Source organism: Croceicoccus esteveae, from assembly GCF_031846435.1.
GTDB classification, from domain to species: Bacteria; Pseudomonadota; Alphaproteobacteria; order Sphingomonadales; family Sphingomonadaceae; genus Croceicoccus; species Croceicoccus esteveae.
Window position 1 is genome coordinate 1 of record NZ_JAVRHS010000006.1, and the last position, 16,886, is coordinate 16,886.

At 60.8% G+C, this 16,886-nt stretch carries 14 protein-coding genes and 1 pseudogene; all 15 read right to left on the reverse strand.

The genetic code is table 11. The features are described 5' to 3' along the window. Positions 1–1,948: ATP-binding protein (locus RM533_RS08545; RefSeq protein ID WP_311340815.1), on the reverse strand; the 1,948-nt coding region annotated here is incomplete at its 3' end. Then, positions 1,948–2,838 carry a succinate--CoA ligase subunit alpha gene (sucD, locus tag RM533_RS08550; RefSeq protein ID WP_311340816.1) on the reverse strand — a complete coding sequence of 297 codons (891 nt, stop codon included), beginning with the start codon at positions 2,836–2,838 and terminating at the stop codon, positions 1,948–1,950. The genes RM533_RS08545 and sucD, both read right to left, overlap by 1 nt. Then, positions 2,835–4,040 (reverse strand): ADP-forming succinate--CoA ligase subunit beta, encoded by a 1,206-nt coding sequence (sucC, locus tag RM533_RS08555; RefSeq protein ID WP_311340817.1) that lies wholly within the window; start codon positions 4,038–4,040, stop codon positions 2,835–2,837. Before sucC ends, sucD begins: the two co-directional genes overlap by 4 nt. Further along, positions 4,037–6,292 carry a methylmalonyl-CoA mutase gene (scpA, locus tag RM533_RS08560; protein ID WP_311340818.1) on the reverse strand — a complete coding sequence of 752 codons (2,256 nt, stop codon included), beginning with the start codon at positions 6,290–6,292 and terminating at the stop codon, positions 4,037–4,039. Before scpA ends, sucC begins: the two co-directional genes overlap by 4 nt. Before the next feature lies 1 nt (position 6,293). Further along, a complete protein-coding gene (gene mce, locus RM533_RS08565) occupies positions 6,294–6,743 on the reverse strand; it encodes a methylmalonyl-CoA epimerase (protein ID WP_311340819.1) in 450 nt (149 codons plus the stop codon). Next, positions 6,743–7,930, reverse strand: a complete 1,188-nt coding sequence (bktB, locus tag RM533_RS08570) for a beta-ketothiolase BktB (RefSeq protein WP_311340820.1) — start codon at positions 7,928–7,930, stop codon at positions 6,743–6,745. The genes mce and bktB overlap by 1 nt, the downstream gene beginning before the upstream one ends. A gap of 17 nt (positions 7,931–7,947) precedes the next feature. Further along, a pseudogene (locus RM533_RS08575) lies at positions 7,948–9,478 on the reverse strand (acyl-CoA carboxylase subunit beta). A 4-nt stretch (positions 9,479–9,482) separates the two neighbouring features. Continuing rightward, on the reverse strand, positions 9,483–10,361 hold the full coding sequence (gene mmsB / locus RM533_RS08580) for a 3-hydroxyisobutyrate dehydrogenase (protein ID WP_311340821.1): 879 nt from the start codon (positions 10,359–10,361) through the stop codon (positions 9,483–9,485). 96 nt (positions 10,362–10,457) lie between these two features. Continuing rightward, positions 10,458–11,252 (reverse strand): enoyl-CoA hydratase-related protein, encoded by a 795-nt coding sequence (locus tag RM533_RS08585; protein ID WP_311340822.1) that lies wholly within the window; start codon positions 11,250–11,252, stop codon positions 10,458–10,460. Further along, a complete protein-coding gene (locus RM533_RS08590) occupies positions 11,249–12,295 on the reverse strand; it encodes an enoyl-CoA hydratase/isomerase family protein (RefSeq protein ID WP_311340823.1) in 1,047 nt (348 codons plus the stop codon). Before RM533_RS08590 ends, RM533_RS08585 begins: the two co-directional genes overlap by 4 nt. Then, a complete protein-coding gene (locus RM533_RS08595) occupies positions 12,292–13,437 on the reverse strand; it encodes an acyl-CoA dehydrogenase family protein (RefSeq protein WP_311340824.1) in 1,146 nt (381 codons plus the stop codon). The genes RM533_RS08590 and RM533_RS08595 overlap by 4 nt, the downstream gene beginning before the upstream one ends. Positions 13,438–13,442: 5 nt before the next feature. Next, positions 13,443–13,991 (reverse strand): glutathione peroxidase, encoded by a 549-nt coding sequence (locus tag RM533_RS08600; RefSeq protein WP_311340825.1) that lies wholly within the window; start codon positions 13,989–13,991, stop codon positions 13,443–13,445. Positions 13,992–14,003: 12 nt separating this feature from the next. Beyond that, on the reverse strand, positions 14,004–14,669 hold the full coding sequence (locus tag RM533_RS08605; protein WP_311340826.1) for a CoA transferase subunit B: 666 nt from the start codon (positions 14,667–14,669) through the stop codon (positions 14,004–14,006). Beyond that, positions 14,666–15,385 carry a CoA transferase subunit A gene (locus RM533_RS08610; RefSeq protein WP_311340827.1) on the reverse strand — a complete coding sequence of 240 codons (720 nt, stop codon included), beginning with the start codon at positions 15,383–15,385 and terminating at the stop codon, positions 14,666–14,668. The genes RM533_RS08605 and RM533_RS08610 overlap by 4 nt, the downstream gene beginning before the upstream one ends. 4 nt (positions 15,386–15,389) lie before the next feature. Continuing rightward, a complete protein-coding gene (locus RM533_RS08615) occupies positions 15,390–16,886 on the reverse strand; it encodes a CoA-acylating methylmalonate-semialdehyde dehydrogenase (RefSeq protein WP_311340828.1) in 1,497 nt (498 codons plus the stop codon).

Sequence of the window (16,886 nt, forward strand, 5' to 3'; positions counted from 1 at the left end):
TGGCAACGGTACCGGCTTTTTCGGCGCGCAGAATGTTTTCCATCTTCATGGCTTCTACCGTTGCAAGCGGCTGTCCCGCCTCGACTTTCATTCCCTCGCCCACATGCAGCTTCACCAGCAGGCCCGGCATCGGGCACAGCAGCAACTTCGAGGTATCGGGCGGCTCCTTCTCGATCATGTGGCCCGCATGGTCGGCAAGCCGGGCTGGCAATACGCGCACGGTGTAGGTCCGGCCTCGGGTGTTGATCTCCCAGTTGGACCGCTTGCGCTTGACGACAAGACCCAGCGCAGAGCCATCGGGCTGCGTTGCCGTGGCAGTGCGCTGGCCAGACCGCCAGGTGCAGACAAACTCCACCTTTTCGCCATCGACCATGGCATGGCCTTCGCCCAGCGTAACAGCGTGATCATTGCCTTGGATGCGCACGATCCATGCAGGCGTGACAGGCTGCGCGTCGTGAAGCTGCCCGCTGATCTGCCGCTGGCCCGTCTGGTAGGTGAGTTCTATCCAGGAAGCGATGGCCGCGATCGTGCGACTGCGCTCCTCGCTGGTGGCAGCGCCTTCGAAACCTTCCGGGTATTCCTCTACAATAAAGCCTGTGGTCAGGTCCCCGCTGCGAAAGCGCGGGTGCTGCATCAGGGCAGACAGGAAGTCGACATTGTGGCCGAGTCCTTCAAGTTCGACATTGTCGAGCTCCTTGACTTGCAGGTCCGCTGCCTCGTCGCGCGTCTTGCCCCAGGTCACCAGCTTGGCGATCATCGGATCGTAGAAGATGGACACTTCGCCGCCTTCCTGCACGCCGGAATCGAAGCGGACACCGTCCACACCCCGAAGATCGCCCGCCCACGGTTCTACCGGCGTGGAGTAGCGCACCAGTCGCCCAGTCGATGGCAGGAACCCGCGGTAGGGGTCTTCGGCATAGATGCGGTTCTCGATCGCCCAGCCATCGATGCCGATATCATCCTGGCTCATCGGCAGCTTTTCGCCGGCAGCCACGCGGATCATGTATTCAACAAGGTCGATCCCCGTAATCGCCTCGGTAACGGGATGCTCCACCTGCAGGCGGGTGTTCATCTCGAGGAAGTAGAAGCTATCTCCTGTAGAGTCCGCGCCGCTGACGATCAGTTCCACCGTACCTGCCGAGTGGTAGCCCACCGCCTTCGACAGCGCGACGGCCTGCTCGCCCATCTTGCGCCGCATCTCCGGCGTTACGAACGGCGATGGCGCTTCTTCCACCACCTTCTGGTGGCGGCGCTGGATGCTGCATTCGCGTTCGTTGAGGTAAAGCAGGTTACCATGCTTGTCGCCCAGCACCTGGATCTCGATATGGCGCGGGTCCTGAATGAATTTTTCGATGAACACGCGATCGTCGCCGAAGGAATTGAGGCCTTCGCGCTTGGTCGCTTCGAAGCCTTCTTCCACGTCCTTGTCGTTCCACGCAAGGCGCATACCCTTGCCGCCGCCGCCCGCACTGGCTTTCATCATCACCGGGTAGCCGATTCCGTTGGAGACTGTCAGAGCCTCCTCCGTGGTGTCGATGGCATCTTCGGAGCCTGGCACGGTGTTGACGCCTGCCGCCTTGGCCAGCTTCTTGCTCTCGATCTTGTCGCCCATCGCGGCAATGGCATTGGCGGGCGGACCAATGAACTCGATGCCCTCCTTGGCCAGAGCCTCGACAAAACTTGCCCGCTCCGACAGAAAGCCATAGCCTGGATGCACCGCCTCGGCCCCGGTCTGCTTGCAGGCCGCAATGATCTTGTCAGCCAGCAGGTAACTTTCAGCGGCAGGCGGAGGGCCGATATGCACGGCCTCGTCCGCCATCTGCACGAAAGGCGCACGGGCATCGGCGTCGGAGTAGACCGCCGCCGTCGCAATACCCATCCGGCGCGCGGTCTTGATGACACGGCACGCGATCTCCCCGCGATTGGCGATGAGGATCTTCGTGAACATCAGGCGAGTTCCTTCAGCAGGGCATCGAGCGTGGTACCAAGCTCACTGGGCGACTGGGCAACGCGGATGCCCGCCTCTTTCATCGCCGCGATCTTGTCTTCCGCTCCGCCCTTGCCGCCCGAGACGATGGCTCCTGCATGGCCCATGCGGCGCCCCGGAGGAGCCGTGCGCCCGGCAATGAAGCCGACCATCGGCTTGCGTCGGCCGTTAGCGGCTTCCTGCTTGATGAACTCGGCTGCTTCTTCTTCCGCAGAACCACCTATTTCACCGATCATAATGATCGACTTGGTGGCATCGTCGTCAAGGAAAAGGTCGAGCACGTCGATGAAGTTGGTGCCGTTCACCGGATCGCCGCCAATGCCGACAGCGGTGGTCTGGCCGAGGCCGACAGCCGTTGTCTGGTGCACGGCTTCGTAGGTAAGCGTGCCCGAACGGCTGACGACGCCCACGGTGCCCTTCTGGAAGATGGAGCCGGGCATGATACCGATCTTGCATTCGCCGGGCGTCAGCACGCCGGGGCAGTTTGGACCGATCAAGCGGGACTTGCTGCCGGAAAGAGCGCGCTTCACCATCACCATGTCCATCACCGGAATGCCTTCGGTAATGCAGACAATCAGTTCCACCTCGGCCTCGATGGCCTCAAGGATGGCATCGCCAGCGAAGGGCGGCGGCACGTAGATGCACGATGCGGTGGCACCAGTTGCCTCCTTGGCTTCGCGCACGGTGTTGAAGTTGGGCAGACCGATATGCTCGGTGCCGCCTTTGCCAGGGGTCACGCCCGCCACCATCTTGGTGCCGTAATCCAGCGCCTGCTGCGTGTGGAACGTGCCGGTGTCACCGGTCATGCCCTGGGTGATAACCTTGGTGTTCTTGTCGACGAGAATGCTCATGCCGCGCCTCCTTCCTTCACCTGGGCGACGATCTTCTTGGCAGCATCGCCAAGGTCGTCTGCCGGGATGATCGGCAGGCCGGAGTTGGCGAGAATATCCTTGCCCTGCTGCACGTTGGTGCCTTCCAGGCGCACCACCAGCGGCACGGACAGGTTCACTTCCTTCGCCGCGGAGACGATGCCATCGGCGATGATGTCGCATTTCATGATGCCGCCGAAGATGTTGACGAGAATGCCTTCCACGGCAGGATCGGACAGGATGATCTTGAAGGCTGCCGTCACCTTCTCCTTGTCGGCGCCGCCGCCCACATCGAGGAAATTAGCGGGGAAGGCGCCGTTCAGCTTGATGATATCCATGGTCGCCATGGCCAGGCCGGCGCCGTTCACCATGCAGCCGATGTTACCGTCCAGCTTGATGTAAGCGAGATCGTGCCTGGAGGCCTCGACCTCCATCGAGTCTTCCTCGGTCTCGTCGCGCATCTTTTCCACGTCGGGGTGGCGATAGAGCGCATTTGAATCGAAACTCATCTTGGTGTCGAGCACCAGCAGCTCTCCGCCCTCGGTTTCCACCAGCGGATTGATCTCCAGCATGGCGCAATCCAGCGTGACGAAAGCCTCGTACAGCTTCTTCGACAGTTTCTGCGCTTCCTTGGCCAGCCCGCCGGACAGCTTCAGCGCAAATGCCACCGCGCGGCCATGGTGCGGCATGAAGCCGGTGGCCGGATCGATGGTGATGGTGGTGATCTTCTCGGGCGTGTTATGCGCCACGTCCTCGATATCCATGCCGCCTTCGGTGGATACGATCATGGCGACGCGGCTGGTCTCGCGGTCGATCACCATCGAGAGGTAATATTCCTTGGCGATATCAACGCCGTCGGTCACGTAAAGGCGATTGACCTGCTTGCCTTCGTCGCCTGTCTGGATGGTGACCAGCGTGTTGCCGAGCATGTCCTTCGCGTCAGCCTCGACATCCTCGATGCTCTTGGCCAGCCGCACGCCGCCCTTGGCATCCGCGCTGAGCTCGGTGAACTTGCCCTTGCCGCGTCCGCCAGCGTGGATCTGCGCCTTTACGACATAAAGCGGTCCGGGAAGCTTCTTGGCGCCCTCGACAGCTTCTTCGACGGTAAGCGCGGGATAGCCGGTCGGGATGCCGATGCCGAATTTCGCGAGCAGTTCCTTGGCCTGGTATTCATGGATGTTCATTCAGTTTCACCTTCCATCGTGAATTCCCACCCCGCAGGCGGCATGTTATGGCCCAGCAGGCGCAGCAGGTCCGCTGCCGCTTCGACCACATTTGTGCCGGGGCCATAAATGCCCTGCACACCTGCTTTTTTGAGGAAGTCGTAGTCCTGCGGCGGGATCACGCCGCCTGCCACCACCTTGATATCGCCGCGATCCGCGTCGCGCAGGTGGTTGATAAGTTCGGGGATCAGCGTCTTGTGGCCAGCGGCCAGCGAGGATGCGCCGACGGCGTCCACCTCGTGCTCCAGCGCCATTTTCGTGGTTTCCTCAGGCGTCTGGAACAGCGGCCCGGAGATTACTTCGAAACCCATGTCGGCAAAGGCGGAAGCAATGACGTTGGCGCCGCGATCGTGCCCGTCCTGGCCCATCTTGGCGACGAGAATGCGGGGCCGGTGACCGAGGCGGTGGGCGACAGAATCGACGCCATCCACCACCTGCGCATAGCGTGCGTCGCCCTCGTAGGCAGCGGCATAGACGCCCTTCACCGGCGTTGGCAGGGTGTCATAGCGACCGAAGGCGTCTTCCATCGCCTTGGAAATCTCGCCCAGCGTCGCATCGGCGCGCGCCGCCTCTACGGCCAGTGCCAGCAGGTTGGTTTCCCTCTCGGCCGCCAGCTTTTCCAATTGCGACGGCGGCAGAGGCACGCCCTTGTCGTCCCTGCCCTTATCCAGCAATTCGTCGTTGGCGGAGCGATCCACCCGCGCGCCGCGCGACAGATTGGCGAGCGCGACCTTCACGGCCTCCACGTCCCGGTTGCGGCGGACCTTCTCGATGCGCGTGATCTGGCTCTGGCGGACCTTGTGATTGTCGATGTCCAGCGTGTCGATATGGGCCTCTTCACCGAGGCGGTACTTGTTCACGCCGACGATCACGGTTTCCCCCTTGTCGACGCTAGCCTGCTTGGCGGCTGCCGCTTCCTCGATCTTCGCCTTGGGCATGCCGCTGGCAACCGCTGCGGTCATGCCGCCGAGCCCGTCGACTTCCTTGATGAGGGCGCGGGCCTTTTCCACCAGTTCGTTGGTCAGGCTCTCGATATAATAGCTGCCGCCCAAAGGATCGGCGACGTTTGTCACGCCGCTTTCCTCTTGCAGCACCAGTTGCGTATTCCGGGCGATGCGGGCAGAGAAATCGGTGGGCAGTGCCAACGCCTCGTCCAGCGCGTTAGTGTGCAGGCTCTGCGTACCGCCAAGCACCGCGGCCAGCGCCTCCAGCGTGGTGCGGATCACGTTGTTGTACGGGTCCTGTTCCTGCAAGGAGACGCCCGAGGTCTGGCAATGGGTGCGCAGCATCTTCGACTTGGGGTTCTGCGCGCCCAGTTCCTCCATGATGTCGTGCCACAGCACGCGCCCTGCGCGCATCTTGGCGATCTCCATGAAAAAACTCATGCCGATGCCCCAGAAGAACGACAGGCGCGGCGCGAAGACATCGATGTCGAGACCCGTCTCCATCGCGCGTTTCACGTACTCCTTGCCGTCGGCAATGGTGAAGGCAAGCTCCTGCACCGCCGTCGCCCCGGCTTCGTGCATGTGATAGCCGCTGATGGAGATGCTGTTAAACCTGGGCATGTTGGCCGAGGTATATGCGATGATGTCCGAAACGATCCGCATCGAAGGCTCGGGCGGATAGATGTAGGTGTTGCGGACCATGAACTCCTTCAGAATATCGTTCTGGATGGTGCCTCTCAGCTTTTCCGCGCTGACGCCCTGCCGTTCGCCCGCCACGATGTAGAAGGCCAGGATCGGGATCACCGCGCCGTTCATGGTCATCGATACGCTCATGGTGTCGAGCGGGATCTGGTCGAACAGGATTTCCATGTCGCGCACGGTATCGATGGCGACCCCTGCCTTGCCGACATCGCCGACGACGCGCGGATGGTCCGAATCGTAACCGCGATGGGTGGCAAGGTCGAAGGCAACCGAGAGTCCCTTCTGACCCGCCGCCAAATTGCGGCGGTAGAAGGCGTTCGATTCCTCGGCAGTCGAGAAGCCTGCATACTGCCGGATCGTCCACGGCCTGCCCGTGTACATCGAGGCATAGGGGCCACGGGTGAAGGGCTCGAATCCGGGCAGGCCGGGATCCAGCCCCTCGACATCCTTCGCAGTATACAATGGCTGCACATCGATACCCTCTGGCGTGTGCCAGGTGAGATCGCGGCCCTTAACCTCCTTGGAAGCCCTGTCCTGCCAGTCTGATTTGGATGGTTTTTCCGTCATCCTAGTGACCGCCCCCGTCTTCGCCTCGGGGCGTTTCCATAATCTCGGTGAGTTGGCCCATCATGTCCTTGGGATGGAGGAAGAAAATCGGTGTGCCATGCGCACCAATTCGCGTGGGGCCGAGAATACGCTTATCCTGCCCCTCGAACCACGCTCGCGCTTCGGAAATATCCTCGACTTCGAAGCAGACGTGATGCTGGCCGCCTTGCGGGTTCTTGGCGAGAAAGCCGTGGATCGGCGAATTCTCGTCCAGCGGTTCGATCAACTCGATCTGCGTTCCATTCATGTCACTCCCGGTTGGCGTGTTGACGAAGCAGACCTTCACCCCTTGCTCGGGCATGTCGAAAGGTTCGGAGATATCGGTCGCTCCCATCATATCGTGGAAATGCAAAATGGAAGCGGCGATCGATGGCGTGGCAACGCCGATGTGATTGAGGCGGCCGAGTTTCATCAGCTTGCCGCGCTGTTCTCGATAATCATGGCGATACCCTGTCCGCCACCGATACACATCGTGATGAGCCCGTACTTGCCGCCTGTGCGACGCAACTCATAGACGCACTTGATGGTGAGGATGGCGCCGGTTGCCCCGATGGGGTGTCCAAGCGATATGCCCGATCCATTAGGGTTGGTCTTGTCGGAATCGAAACCAAGCGTCTTGGCAACGCCGCAAGCCTGCGCAGCAAAGGCCTCGTTGCTTTCGATCACGTCCATCTGGTCGAGCGAAAGCCCCGCGCGCTTCAACGCGACCGGAACGGCCTCCACCGGACCAAGGCCCATCACGCTCGGCTCAACCCCGGCATGGCCCCACGCCAACACTTTTGCCATCGGCGTCAGCCCTTTGGCCTCCACCACCTTGCCACTGGCAAGCACAACGGCAGCCGCGCCATCGTTCAGCCCGCTGGCATTGCCGGCGGTGACGGTGCCATCCTTCTGGAAGACAGGGCGCAACCCGGCCATGCCTTCCAGCGAAGCGTCCGCCCGAACGTGTTCATCTGTGTCGAACACCTTGGTTCCCTTTCGGCTGTTGAACTCGACAGGGACGATCTGTTCCTTAAAGTACCCCTGCTCGATCGCTTTCGCGGCCCGTTGATGGCTGGAAACCGCCAGCGCATCCTGCTCCTCGCGGCTGATCGAACACTGCTTCGCAATATTCTCTGCGGTCACGCCCATGTGGATGTTGTCGAAGGGATCGTGCAGCGCGCCGAGCATGCTGTCCTGCAATTCGATGGAACCCATCTTAGTGCCGAAGCGAGCGCCGCTGGTCATATGCGGCGCGTTCGACATGCTTTCCGCTCCCATGCCAATGGCATAATCGCACTCGCCCAGCGTCACGCCCTGCGCCATCGAAACGATAGCCTGCAAGCCGGAACCGCAAAGACGATTGACGCCCATGCCCACGCTAGAAACGGGAAGGCCCGCATTGATCGAAATGACGCGTGCAAGATAGGAGTCGGCCGGCTGAGTGGGAACTACGCTGCCCACGGCCAATTGCTGAAATTTCTCTGCAGCGACGCCCGAACGCGCAATAGCTTCCTTGGCGACGAGCGCGCCGATTTCCGCCGGGCGCATAGATGCGAGCGAACCGCCAAACGAGCCGATGGCCGTCCGCGCTCCGGCGAGGATGTATACGTCTTCCATGCCTATGTCCTGTCTCTCTAAAGCGGCAGATTATCGTGCTTCTTCCAAGGGTTCTCCAATTCCTTACCCTTCAGTTTCCGCAGCCCAAGCGCAATCCGCCGCCGCGTGGAGTGCGGATAGATCACTTCGTCGATGTAGCCGCGGCTCGCCGCCACGAAGGGGTTGGCGAAGCGGTCTTCGTATTCCTTCGTTTTCTCGGCGATCTTCTCCGGGTTGTCGCGATCCTGGCGGAAGATGATCTCGACCGCGCCCTTGGCGCCCATCACCGCGATCTCGGCGGTCGGCCAGGCGTAGTTGAAATCGCCGCGCAGATGCTTTGACGCCATCACGTCGTACGCACCGCCATAGGCCTTGCGGGTGATCACGGTGATCTTGGGTACGGTTGCCTCGGCATAGGCGAACAGCAGCTTCGCGCCGTGCTTGATGATGCCGTTGTGTTCCTGCCCGGTGCCGGGAAGGAAGCCGGGCACGTCCACAAATGTCACGATCGGAATGCTGAAGGCGTCGCAGAAGCGCACGAAGCGCGCGGCCTTGCGAGTGGCGTCGATATCCAGCACGCCTGCCAGCACCATCGGCTGGTTCGCGACGAAGCCCACCGGCTGGCCTTCGATGCGACCAAAACCGGTGATGATGTTAGCGCCGTGCGAAGGCTGGATCTCGAAGAAATTGCCGTCATCCACCACCTTCGAAATCAGTTCGTGCATGTCATACGGCATGTTGGAACTGGCCGGGATCAGCGTGTCGAGGCTGTCCTCGCGCCGGTCCCACGGATCGTCAGTAGGCAGGTGCGGCAGCGGGTCGCGATTGCTTTCCGGCACGAAGCCGATCAGCTCGCGCGCGGCCAGCAGCGCCTCGATATCGTTCTCCAGCGCGAGGTCGGCAACGCTGGTCTTGGTGGTGTGCACCACGGCGCCACCGAGGTCTTCCTGCGTCACCTCCTCATTGGTGACGGTCTTCACCACTTCCGGCCCGGTCACGAACATGTAGGAGCTGTCCTTCACCATGAAGATGAAGTCCGTCATGGCGGGCGAATACACCGCACCGCCTGCGCATGGGCCCATGATGAGGCTAAGCTGCGGAATCACGCCGCTGGCCAGCACGTTGCGCTGAAACACCTCGGCATAGCCGCCAAGGCTGGCCACGCCTTCCTGGATGCGCGCGCCGCCGCTGTCGTTCAGGCCGATGACGGGGGCGCCCACTTTCATGGCGTTGTCCATCACCTTGCAGATCTTCTCCGCGTGGCGCTTGGATAACGAGCCGCCGAAAACGGTGAAATCCTGGCTGAAGACATAGACCAGCCGCCCGTTGATCGTGCCGCTACCGGTGACCACGCCGTCACCGGAGATCTTCTGTTCTTCCATGCCAAAATCGATGCAGTCGTGCTCGACATAAGTGTCCAGCTCTTCGAACGAGCCTTCGTCCAGCAGGACTTCGAGCCGTTCGCGCGGTCAGCTTGCCCTTGGCGTGCTGGGCATCGATGCGCTTCTGACCGCCTCCCATGCGGGCGGCTTCACGGCGGCGTTCCATTTCGGCGATATTGGCGGACATCAGCTTAGCCCTGCTTGAGCGTTTGAATAATGGCGGAGAAATCGCGACCGCCATTGCCCGCGCTGTCAAAAGCCTCGTAAAGCTCTCGTGTGCGGCTGCCCATCGGGGTATCGACGCCCGCCTTCTGTGCCGCTTCCATTGCCAGTTTCAGATCCTTCAACATCAGGCCTGTGGCAAAGCCGCCCCGATAGTCATTGTCGGCAGGTGACTTGGGCCCGACTCCTGGAAGCGGGCAATAGCTCGTCATACTCCAGCACTGGCCGCTGCTGACGCTGGAAATATCGTAGAACAGCTGTGGATCCAGGCCTAGGCTCTGCGCCAGGATGAAAGCCTCGCACGTGCCGACCATGTGAGTGCCAAGCAGCATGTTGTTGCAGATTTTCGCGGCCTGACCATTGCCCGCCTGTCCCGCATGAATCACCGCCTTGCCCATGTCTTGCAACACCGGCTCTGCCTTGCTGAAAGCGTTTTCGCTGCCGCCGACCATGAAGGTGAGCGTGCCTGCAACGGCTGCTGCAATCCCGCCCGATACCGGCGCGTCGACCATGGCATACCCTGCAGCCTCAGCAACTTCCGCCACCTCGCGCGCGGTGGCAACGTCAATGGTGGAGCAATCGAGGAACACCGCGCCTTCCGGTGCCTCTCCGATCACGTCGCCGGTGTAGACGGACTTCACGACCTCCCCGTTGGGCAGCATCGAGACCACGGCGTCCACGCCCTGGCATGCCCTGCTTGCCGAGGTGAAGGTTTCGCAACCATTCGCCTTTGCCGTCGCCAGCGCCTCTTCCGACAAGTCGAAAGCGCGCACCCCATGACCAGCCTTCAGCAGGTTCGCAGCCATTCCGCCGCCCATGTTTCCAAGGCCGATAAATGCAATCTTCAAAAGGCTACTCCTTCTACCGAGCTGGGGTTGCCCTATCGAAGGGCTGGCGACACTCTGTACCCGCCGAAGGATAGGTTCTGATGTGCAGTCGGGAGGTCAGCGCCCCTTCCACTGTCCCCCTCGCTTTTCAACGAATGCGGCCATCCCTTCCTGCTTGTCCTCACTTGCAGCAAGGATCTGGAAGATACGGCGCTCCATGATCAGGCCCTGATCGAGCGTCGTCTCAAACGCTGCGTTGACCATCTCCTTGTTGGCGATCGCGGCCATCGGAGGCATTGCAGCGATTGTCGCGGCGGTTTTCAGGGCATCGCCCAGCAACTCGTCCTGAGGTAAAACCCGCACGACCAGGTTGGCACGCTCTGCCTCATTGGCGTCCATCATCCGGCCCGTGAGGCACATTTCCATCGACTTGGACTTGCCAATAGCGCGTGTCAGTCGCTGCGACCCGCCCATGCCCGGTGCCACACCGAGCTTGATTTCCGGCTGGCCGAAACGGGCATGTTCGGACGCGATTATGAAATCGGCCATCATGGCCAGTTCGCATCCACCGCCCAGCGCAAAGCCGTTGACGGCAGCGATCCAGGGTTTGCGGACCTTTTTCACGATTTCGCCGGTCCAGTTCGAGAAGAAATCCTCGAGATAGAATTCGGCAGATTGCTTCTCGATCATTTCCTTGATGTCCGCGCCTGCGGCAAACGCCTTCTCGCCGGATCCGGTCACGACTGCGCAAAGCTGTGCCGGGTCCGCCTCGAATGCAGCAAAGGCCGCGATCAGTTCTTCCAGAACCTCGCTGTTCAGCGCGTTGAGCGCCTTGGGTCGGTTAAGGGTGATCAGGGTGACGCCCTTATTGCCCTGCGCGTTCGGTTCAACGATCAGCGTATTGGAGCTCATAGCGGTTTCCATTCTTCATTTTCCGGCAGCGGGGCGAATATCTCGTCGAGCATCTGCTCGCTTACGTCTTCGGGCCTCGCAGGGTTCCACTGCGGATCGCCGGTCTTGTCGACAATGACGGCACGCACGCCTTCAGCAAAATCTGGCCGCAAGAGCACCCGCGACGCGATGCGATATTCCATCGCCATGTTTTCAGCGAAACTGTTCAGCTTCGCGCTTTGTTCAAGTTCCCTCAGCGCCACCTTGCAGGTCTGCGGACTCTTGCTGACCAGCACCGCACGCGCCCTCGCTGACCATTCGGTATCGTCGGCTTCCAGACTAGCGAGTGTGTCCTCGATACTATCCGAGGCGAAATGGTGGTGGATGCGGTCGACATGCTCGGCGATCCGCGCCTCCGGCGGCGTGCTGGAAAGTTCTGCAAGGATGCCCGGAATGCGATCGGGCTTCTCTCTGATCCTCGCCTTGGCCTCGGCCAGCCTGTCTGCCGGCAGGAAATGCGTTGCCAGGCCCGCCCAGACGCACTCCGCACCATCAAGGCGCGCGCCCGTGAGAGCGAGATACTGACCAAGGCGGCCGCAAAGCCTCGACAGATACCAGCCTCCGCCAACGTCAGGGAACAAGCCGATGCCCGTTTCCGGCATTGCAAAGCGCGTATTCTCGGTCGCAATCCGGAATTTCGTGGGCAATGAAATACCGACGCCGCCGCCCATCGTGACACCATCCATGAAAGCCACGATGGGTTTTTCATACTCGAAGATCTGGTGGTTGAGCTGATACTCGTCGTGAAAAAACTTCCGGCCCGAAGTACCACCGTCAGTCAGGGCGGATTCGCGCAGCAGGTTGATGTCGCCGCCTGCGCAAAAGCCGCGACCCTCGGAATGGTCGAGCAGGACCGCGTCGATGGAACCGTCGGTGGCCCATTCGCTCAACGCCGCGCTCATGTCGTGACAGATATCGAGAGTGAGGGCGTGGATCGCCTTGGGCCGGTTGAGCGAGATATGCCCAACCCGGCCATGCGTTTGAATGTGCACGTCCTTGGTCATTGGCGCAGCAAGTCCCTTCCCACTATCATTCGCATCACCTGGTTTGTGCCTTCGAGGATCGAGTGCACGCGTAAATCGCGCCAGAACCGTTCGATGGGGTAGTCTTTCAGATAGCCGTAGCCGCCGAATATCTGCAGCGCGTTGTTGACGACGTTGGACCCGCTATCGGTGGCAAGGCGCTTGGCCATTGCGGAAAAGCGGGTCTTGTCCGGCGCATTGTCGGTAACCTTGGCGGCGGCGAGATAAAGAAGTGCGCGTGCCGCCTCCAGTTCGGTTGCCATGTCAGCGAGCATGAACCGCGTATTCTGGAACTCGGCAATCGGCTGATCGAATTGCTGGCGATCCTTCGAATAGGCGATCGCCTCGTCCATGCAACGTTGCGCCCCGCCCAGTGAACACGCGCCGATATTGAGGCGACCGCCGTCCAGTCCCGCCATTGCGATGCGGAACCCTTCGCCCTCATCGCCCACGCGGTTGTCCGCCGGCACACGCGCATCCTCGAAGATCACTTGCGCTGTCGGGCTGGCGTTCCAGCCCAGCTTCTTTTCCGGCGCGCCGAAGCTGACGCCGGGGGTGTCCTTGTCCACGACGACGCAGGAAATGCCGCGGGTCTTGTGCTCGCCGGTGCGCACCATCACCACGTAGACATCGTTCACCCCGCCGCCGGAGATGAATTGCTTGGTGCCGTTCAAGACGTAATGATCGCCATCCAGCCGTGCCGTTGACTTGAGTGCGGCTGCGTCTGACCCGCTGTCCGGTTCCGTCAGGCAGTAGCTGGCAAGCTTTTCCATGCTGATGAGATCGTCGAGATACCTCGCCCTCACCCCGTCGCCGCCGAAACAATCGATCATCCACGCGGCCATGTTGTGGATCGATATGAATGCGCTCGTGGTGGGGCAGCCATAGGCCAGCGCCTCCATGATCAGCGCGGATTCCAGCCGTCCAAGGCCAATACCGCCGCTATCCTCGCTCACGTAGATGGCGCCGAAGCCCAGCTCTGCTGTGCTCTTGATCACGTCCCTGGGGAAGTGGTGCTGTTCGTCCCATTCGCCTGCATGTGGGGTGATATTATCGGCGGTGAAGCGCCGAGCCATCTCCTGGATGGCGAGCTGGTCTTCATTCAACTGGAATTGTCCGGTCATGTTATTCAGGCCTCCAAGGCGCTTTCAATGGCTTCAGCCAGTGCTGCATCTTCAGGCGCTGTCGTGGGGGAGAAGCGGGCGAGCACACGGCCGTCACGTGCGATGAGGAATTTCTCGAAGTTCCACAGCACTTCCGGGTCCTCGTTCGGGGTCAGGCCGTTGCTGCGCAGCCGTTCCTTGAAACTGTCTGTGTCGCCTGTCTTTTCCGACACGGCACTTGTCAGCGCCGCGAACAAGGGTTGCTTGTCGCTGCCGACCACGCTTGCTTTCTGGAATAAGGGAAAGCTGGCGTTGAAATTCACGTCGCAGAATTGAGCGATCTCGGCGTCGTTACCCGGCTCTTGTCCGGCGAAATCATTGGCCGGAAATCCCAGCACTTCGAACCCGCGACCGGCATAGGTGGATCGCAATTTCTCGAGCCCCGCGTATTGCGGCGTGAGACCACATTTGGATGCCGTGTTGACAATCAGCAGAACCTTGCCCCTGTAATTTGCAAGACTGTCGGCCGCACCATTGTTGCGAACAAGCGATATTTCGGGAAGCGGCTCGGTCAAATCTTTTGCTCCTCAGCTTTCGTAATGCGCGGTGGTCTTTTCCGCCACGTCCTCTGCCGTGACGCCCGGCGCCAGTTCCACCAACCGGAAAGGGCTATCGCGGTCGGGCCGCTGGAACACCGCGAGATCGCTTATGATCATGTCGACCACGTTCGTACCGGTCAGCGGCAGGGTGCATCCGGGAATAAACTTGGGATCGCCGTGCTTGCTGGTGTGCTCCATCATTACGATGATCTTCTTCACGCCTGCGACCAGATCCATCGCGCCGCCCATACCCTTCACCATCTTGCCCGGAATCATCCAGTTGGCGATGTCGCCGTTCCCGGCCACCTCCATTGCGCCCAGTACGGTGAGGTCGATATGGCCGCCGCGAATCATCGAGAAGCTGGTGGCGCTGTCGAAATAGGCGGAATGCGGCAATTCGCTGATGGTCTGCTTGCCGGCATTGATCAGGTCGGCATCCTCCTCGCCTTCGTAAGGGAAGGGGCCGATGCCCAGCATGCCGTTTTCGCTTTGCAGCGTTACCTGCATGCCTGCCGGAATGTGGTTTGCCACCAGCGTGGGAATGCCAATGCCCAGATTGACGTAATAGCCATCCTGCAATTCGTTCGCCGCGCGTGCGGCCATTTCATCGCGGGTCCAGCCCTTGGTCTGCGTGTCTGATTCCTGGGCCGTCATGCGGTTTCCCGTTTGCGAGTAGTGACGAACTCGATTTTCTTGTCGTAAGGCGCGCCCACCACCATGCGGTTCACGAAAACGCCGGGCAGGTGTATGCAATCGGGTTCCAGCGATCCGGCCGGCACCACTTCCTCCACCTCGACAACGCAAATCTTGCCGCATGTGGCGGCGGGTTGGTTGAAATTGCCGGCGGTCTTGCGGAACATCAGATTGCCGGTTTCATCCGCCTTCCACGCCTTTACAATGGCAAGGTCGGCGAAGATGCCATGTTCGAGGATGAAATCCTCCGGTCCGTCACCCTTGTCAAAGCTTTTGACTTCCTTGCCCTCTGTCACCTGCGTGCCGACGCCAGTCTTGGTATAGAAACCGGGAATGCCCGCGCCGCCTGCGCGCATACGCTCTGCCAGCGTGCCCTGGGGGCAGAATTCCACCTCCAGCTCACCGGAAAGATACTGGCGCTCGAATTCCTTGTTCTCGCCCACATAGCTGGAAATCATCTTCGCCACCTGCTTGCTGCGAAGGAGCATGCCAATGCCCTCATTATCGATACCGGCATTGTTGCTGGCGAAGGTGAGGTTCTGCACACCGCTATCCTGGATCGCCTTCAACAGCCGTTCGGGAATGCCGCACAGGCCAAAACCGCCACTGGCGATCAGCATGCCATCTTGCAGCACGCCTTCCAAAGCAGCTTCGGCGGAAGGAAAGAGTTTCTGCATCGCCTCAACCCATCGTCGGGATGAGGAATGCGTTCGACCCGTCGCCGCCGCCATCGGGCCAGCGCTGGGTGACCTTCTTGGCCTTGGTCCAGAAGCGCAGCCCTTCGGTGCCGTACTGATCGACGTCGCCAAAGCCCGACCGCTTCCAGCCGCCGAAGCTGTGATAGCTGACCGGCACGGGGATCGGCACGTTGATCCCGACCATGCCGACATTCACACGGCTTGCGAACTCTCGCGCGGCGTGGCCGTTGCGGGTGAAGATGGCAACGCCGTTGCCATACTGGTGCTCACTGGGCAGCCGCAACGCCTCCTCGAAGTCTTTCACGCGCACGATCTGCAGAACAGGACCAAAGATTTCCTCCTTGTAGCTTTCCATCTCTGGCGTGACACGATCGAGAAGCGTCGGGCCTACGAAGAACCCGTTCTCGTGACCCTGAAGGCTGAACCCGCGTCCGTCGATCACGACTTCCGCGCCTTCCTTTTCAGCCGTGTCGATCCAGCTTTCCACCCGGGCCTTGTGCTCTGGCGTTACGACCGGCCCGTAGTGTGCTTCGGGATCATTCGATACGCCGACGCGCAGTGCATTGATCGCCGGAATCAGCTTTTCCCGCAGCCGGCCCGCCGTATCCTCACCCACGGGAACGACCACCGGCAGTGCCATGCAACGCTCGCCCGCCGATCCGAAGGCTGCGCCTGCAAGATCATTCACGACCTGGTCGAGGTCGGCATCGGGCATGACTACACCGTGGTTCTTCGCCCCGCCGAATGCCTGTACGCGCTTCCCGTTCGCCGTACCGCGCGAGTAGATATACTGCGCAATGTCGGAACTGCCGACGAAACTGATGGCGGGAATATTCGGATGGTCCAGGATTGCATCAACCATTTCCTTGTCACCATGCACAACCTGCAACAGGCCTTCGGGCGCTCCAGCCTCGAGGAACAACTCGGCCAGACGCATGGGCACGCTTGGATCGCGTTCGCTGGGCTTTAGGATGAAGGCATTGCCTGCGGCAATCGCCATCCCGAACATCCACATCGGTATCATCGCAGGAAAATTGAACGGCGTGATACCGGCACAAACCCCCAACGGCTGGCGCATAGAGTAAACATCGATCCCCGGCCCTGCGCCGTTGGTAAATTCGCCTTTCAGCACCTGGGGAATCCCGCAGGCATATTCGATCACCTCCAGACCGCGCTGCACGTCGCCCTTTGCATCATCGACGACCTTGCCGTGTTCGCTAGCCAGCAACTCTGCCAGTTCCTGCATGTTGTCTTCGAGCAATTGCTTGAACTTGAACATCACCCGGGCGCGCCGCTGGGGATTGGTTGCCGCCCATTCGGGCTGCACCTTCTTCCCATTGGCGACGGCGCGGTCGAGCAAGGAAGCATCTCCAAGTGCGACCTCTGCCTGCACTTCGCCAGTAGAGGGGTTCCACACCTTGTGTGTCCGGCCACTGCTGCTGCCTTCGTAGCCCTGAATGAAGTGGTCGATCTGTCGCAT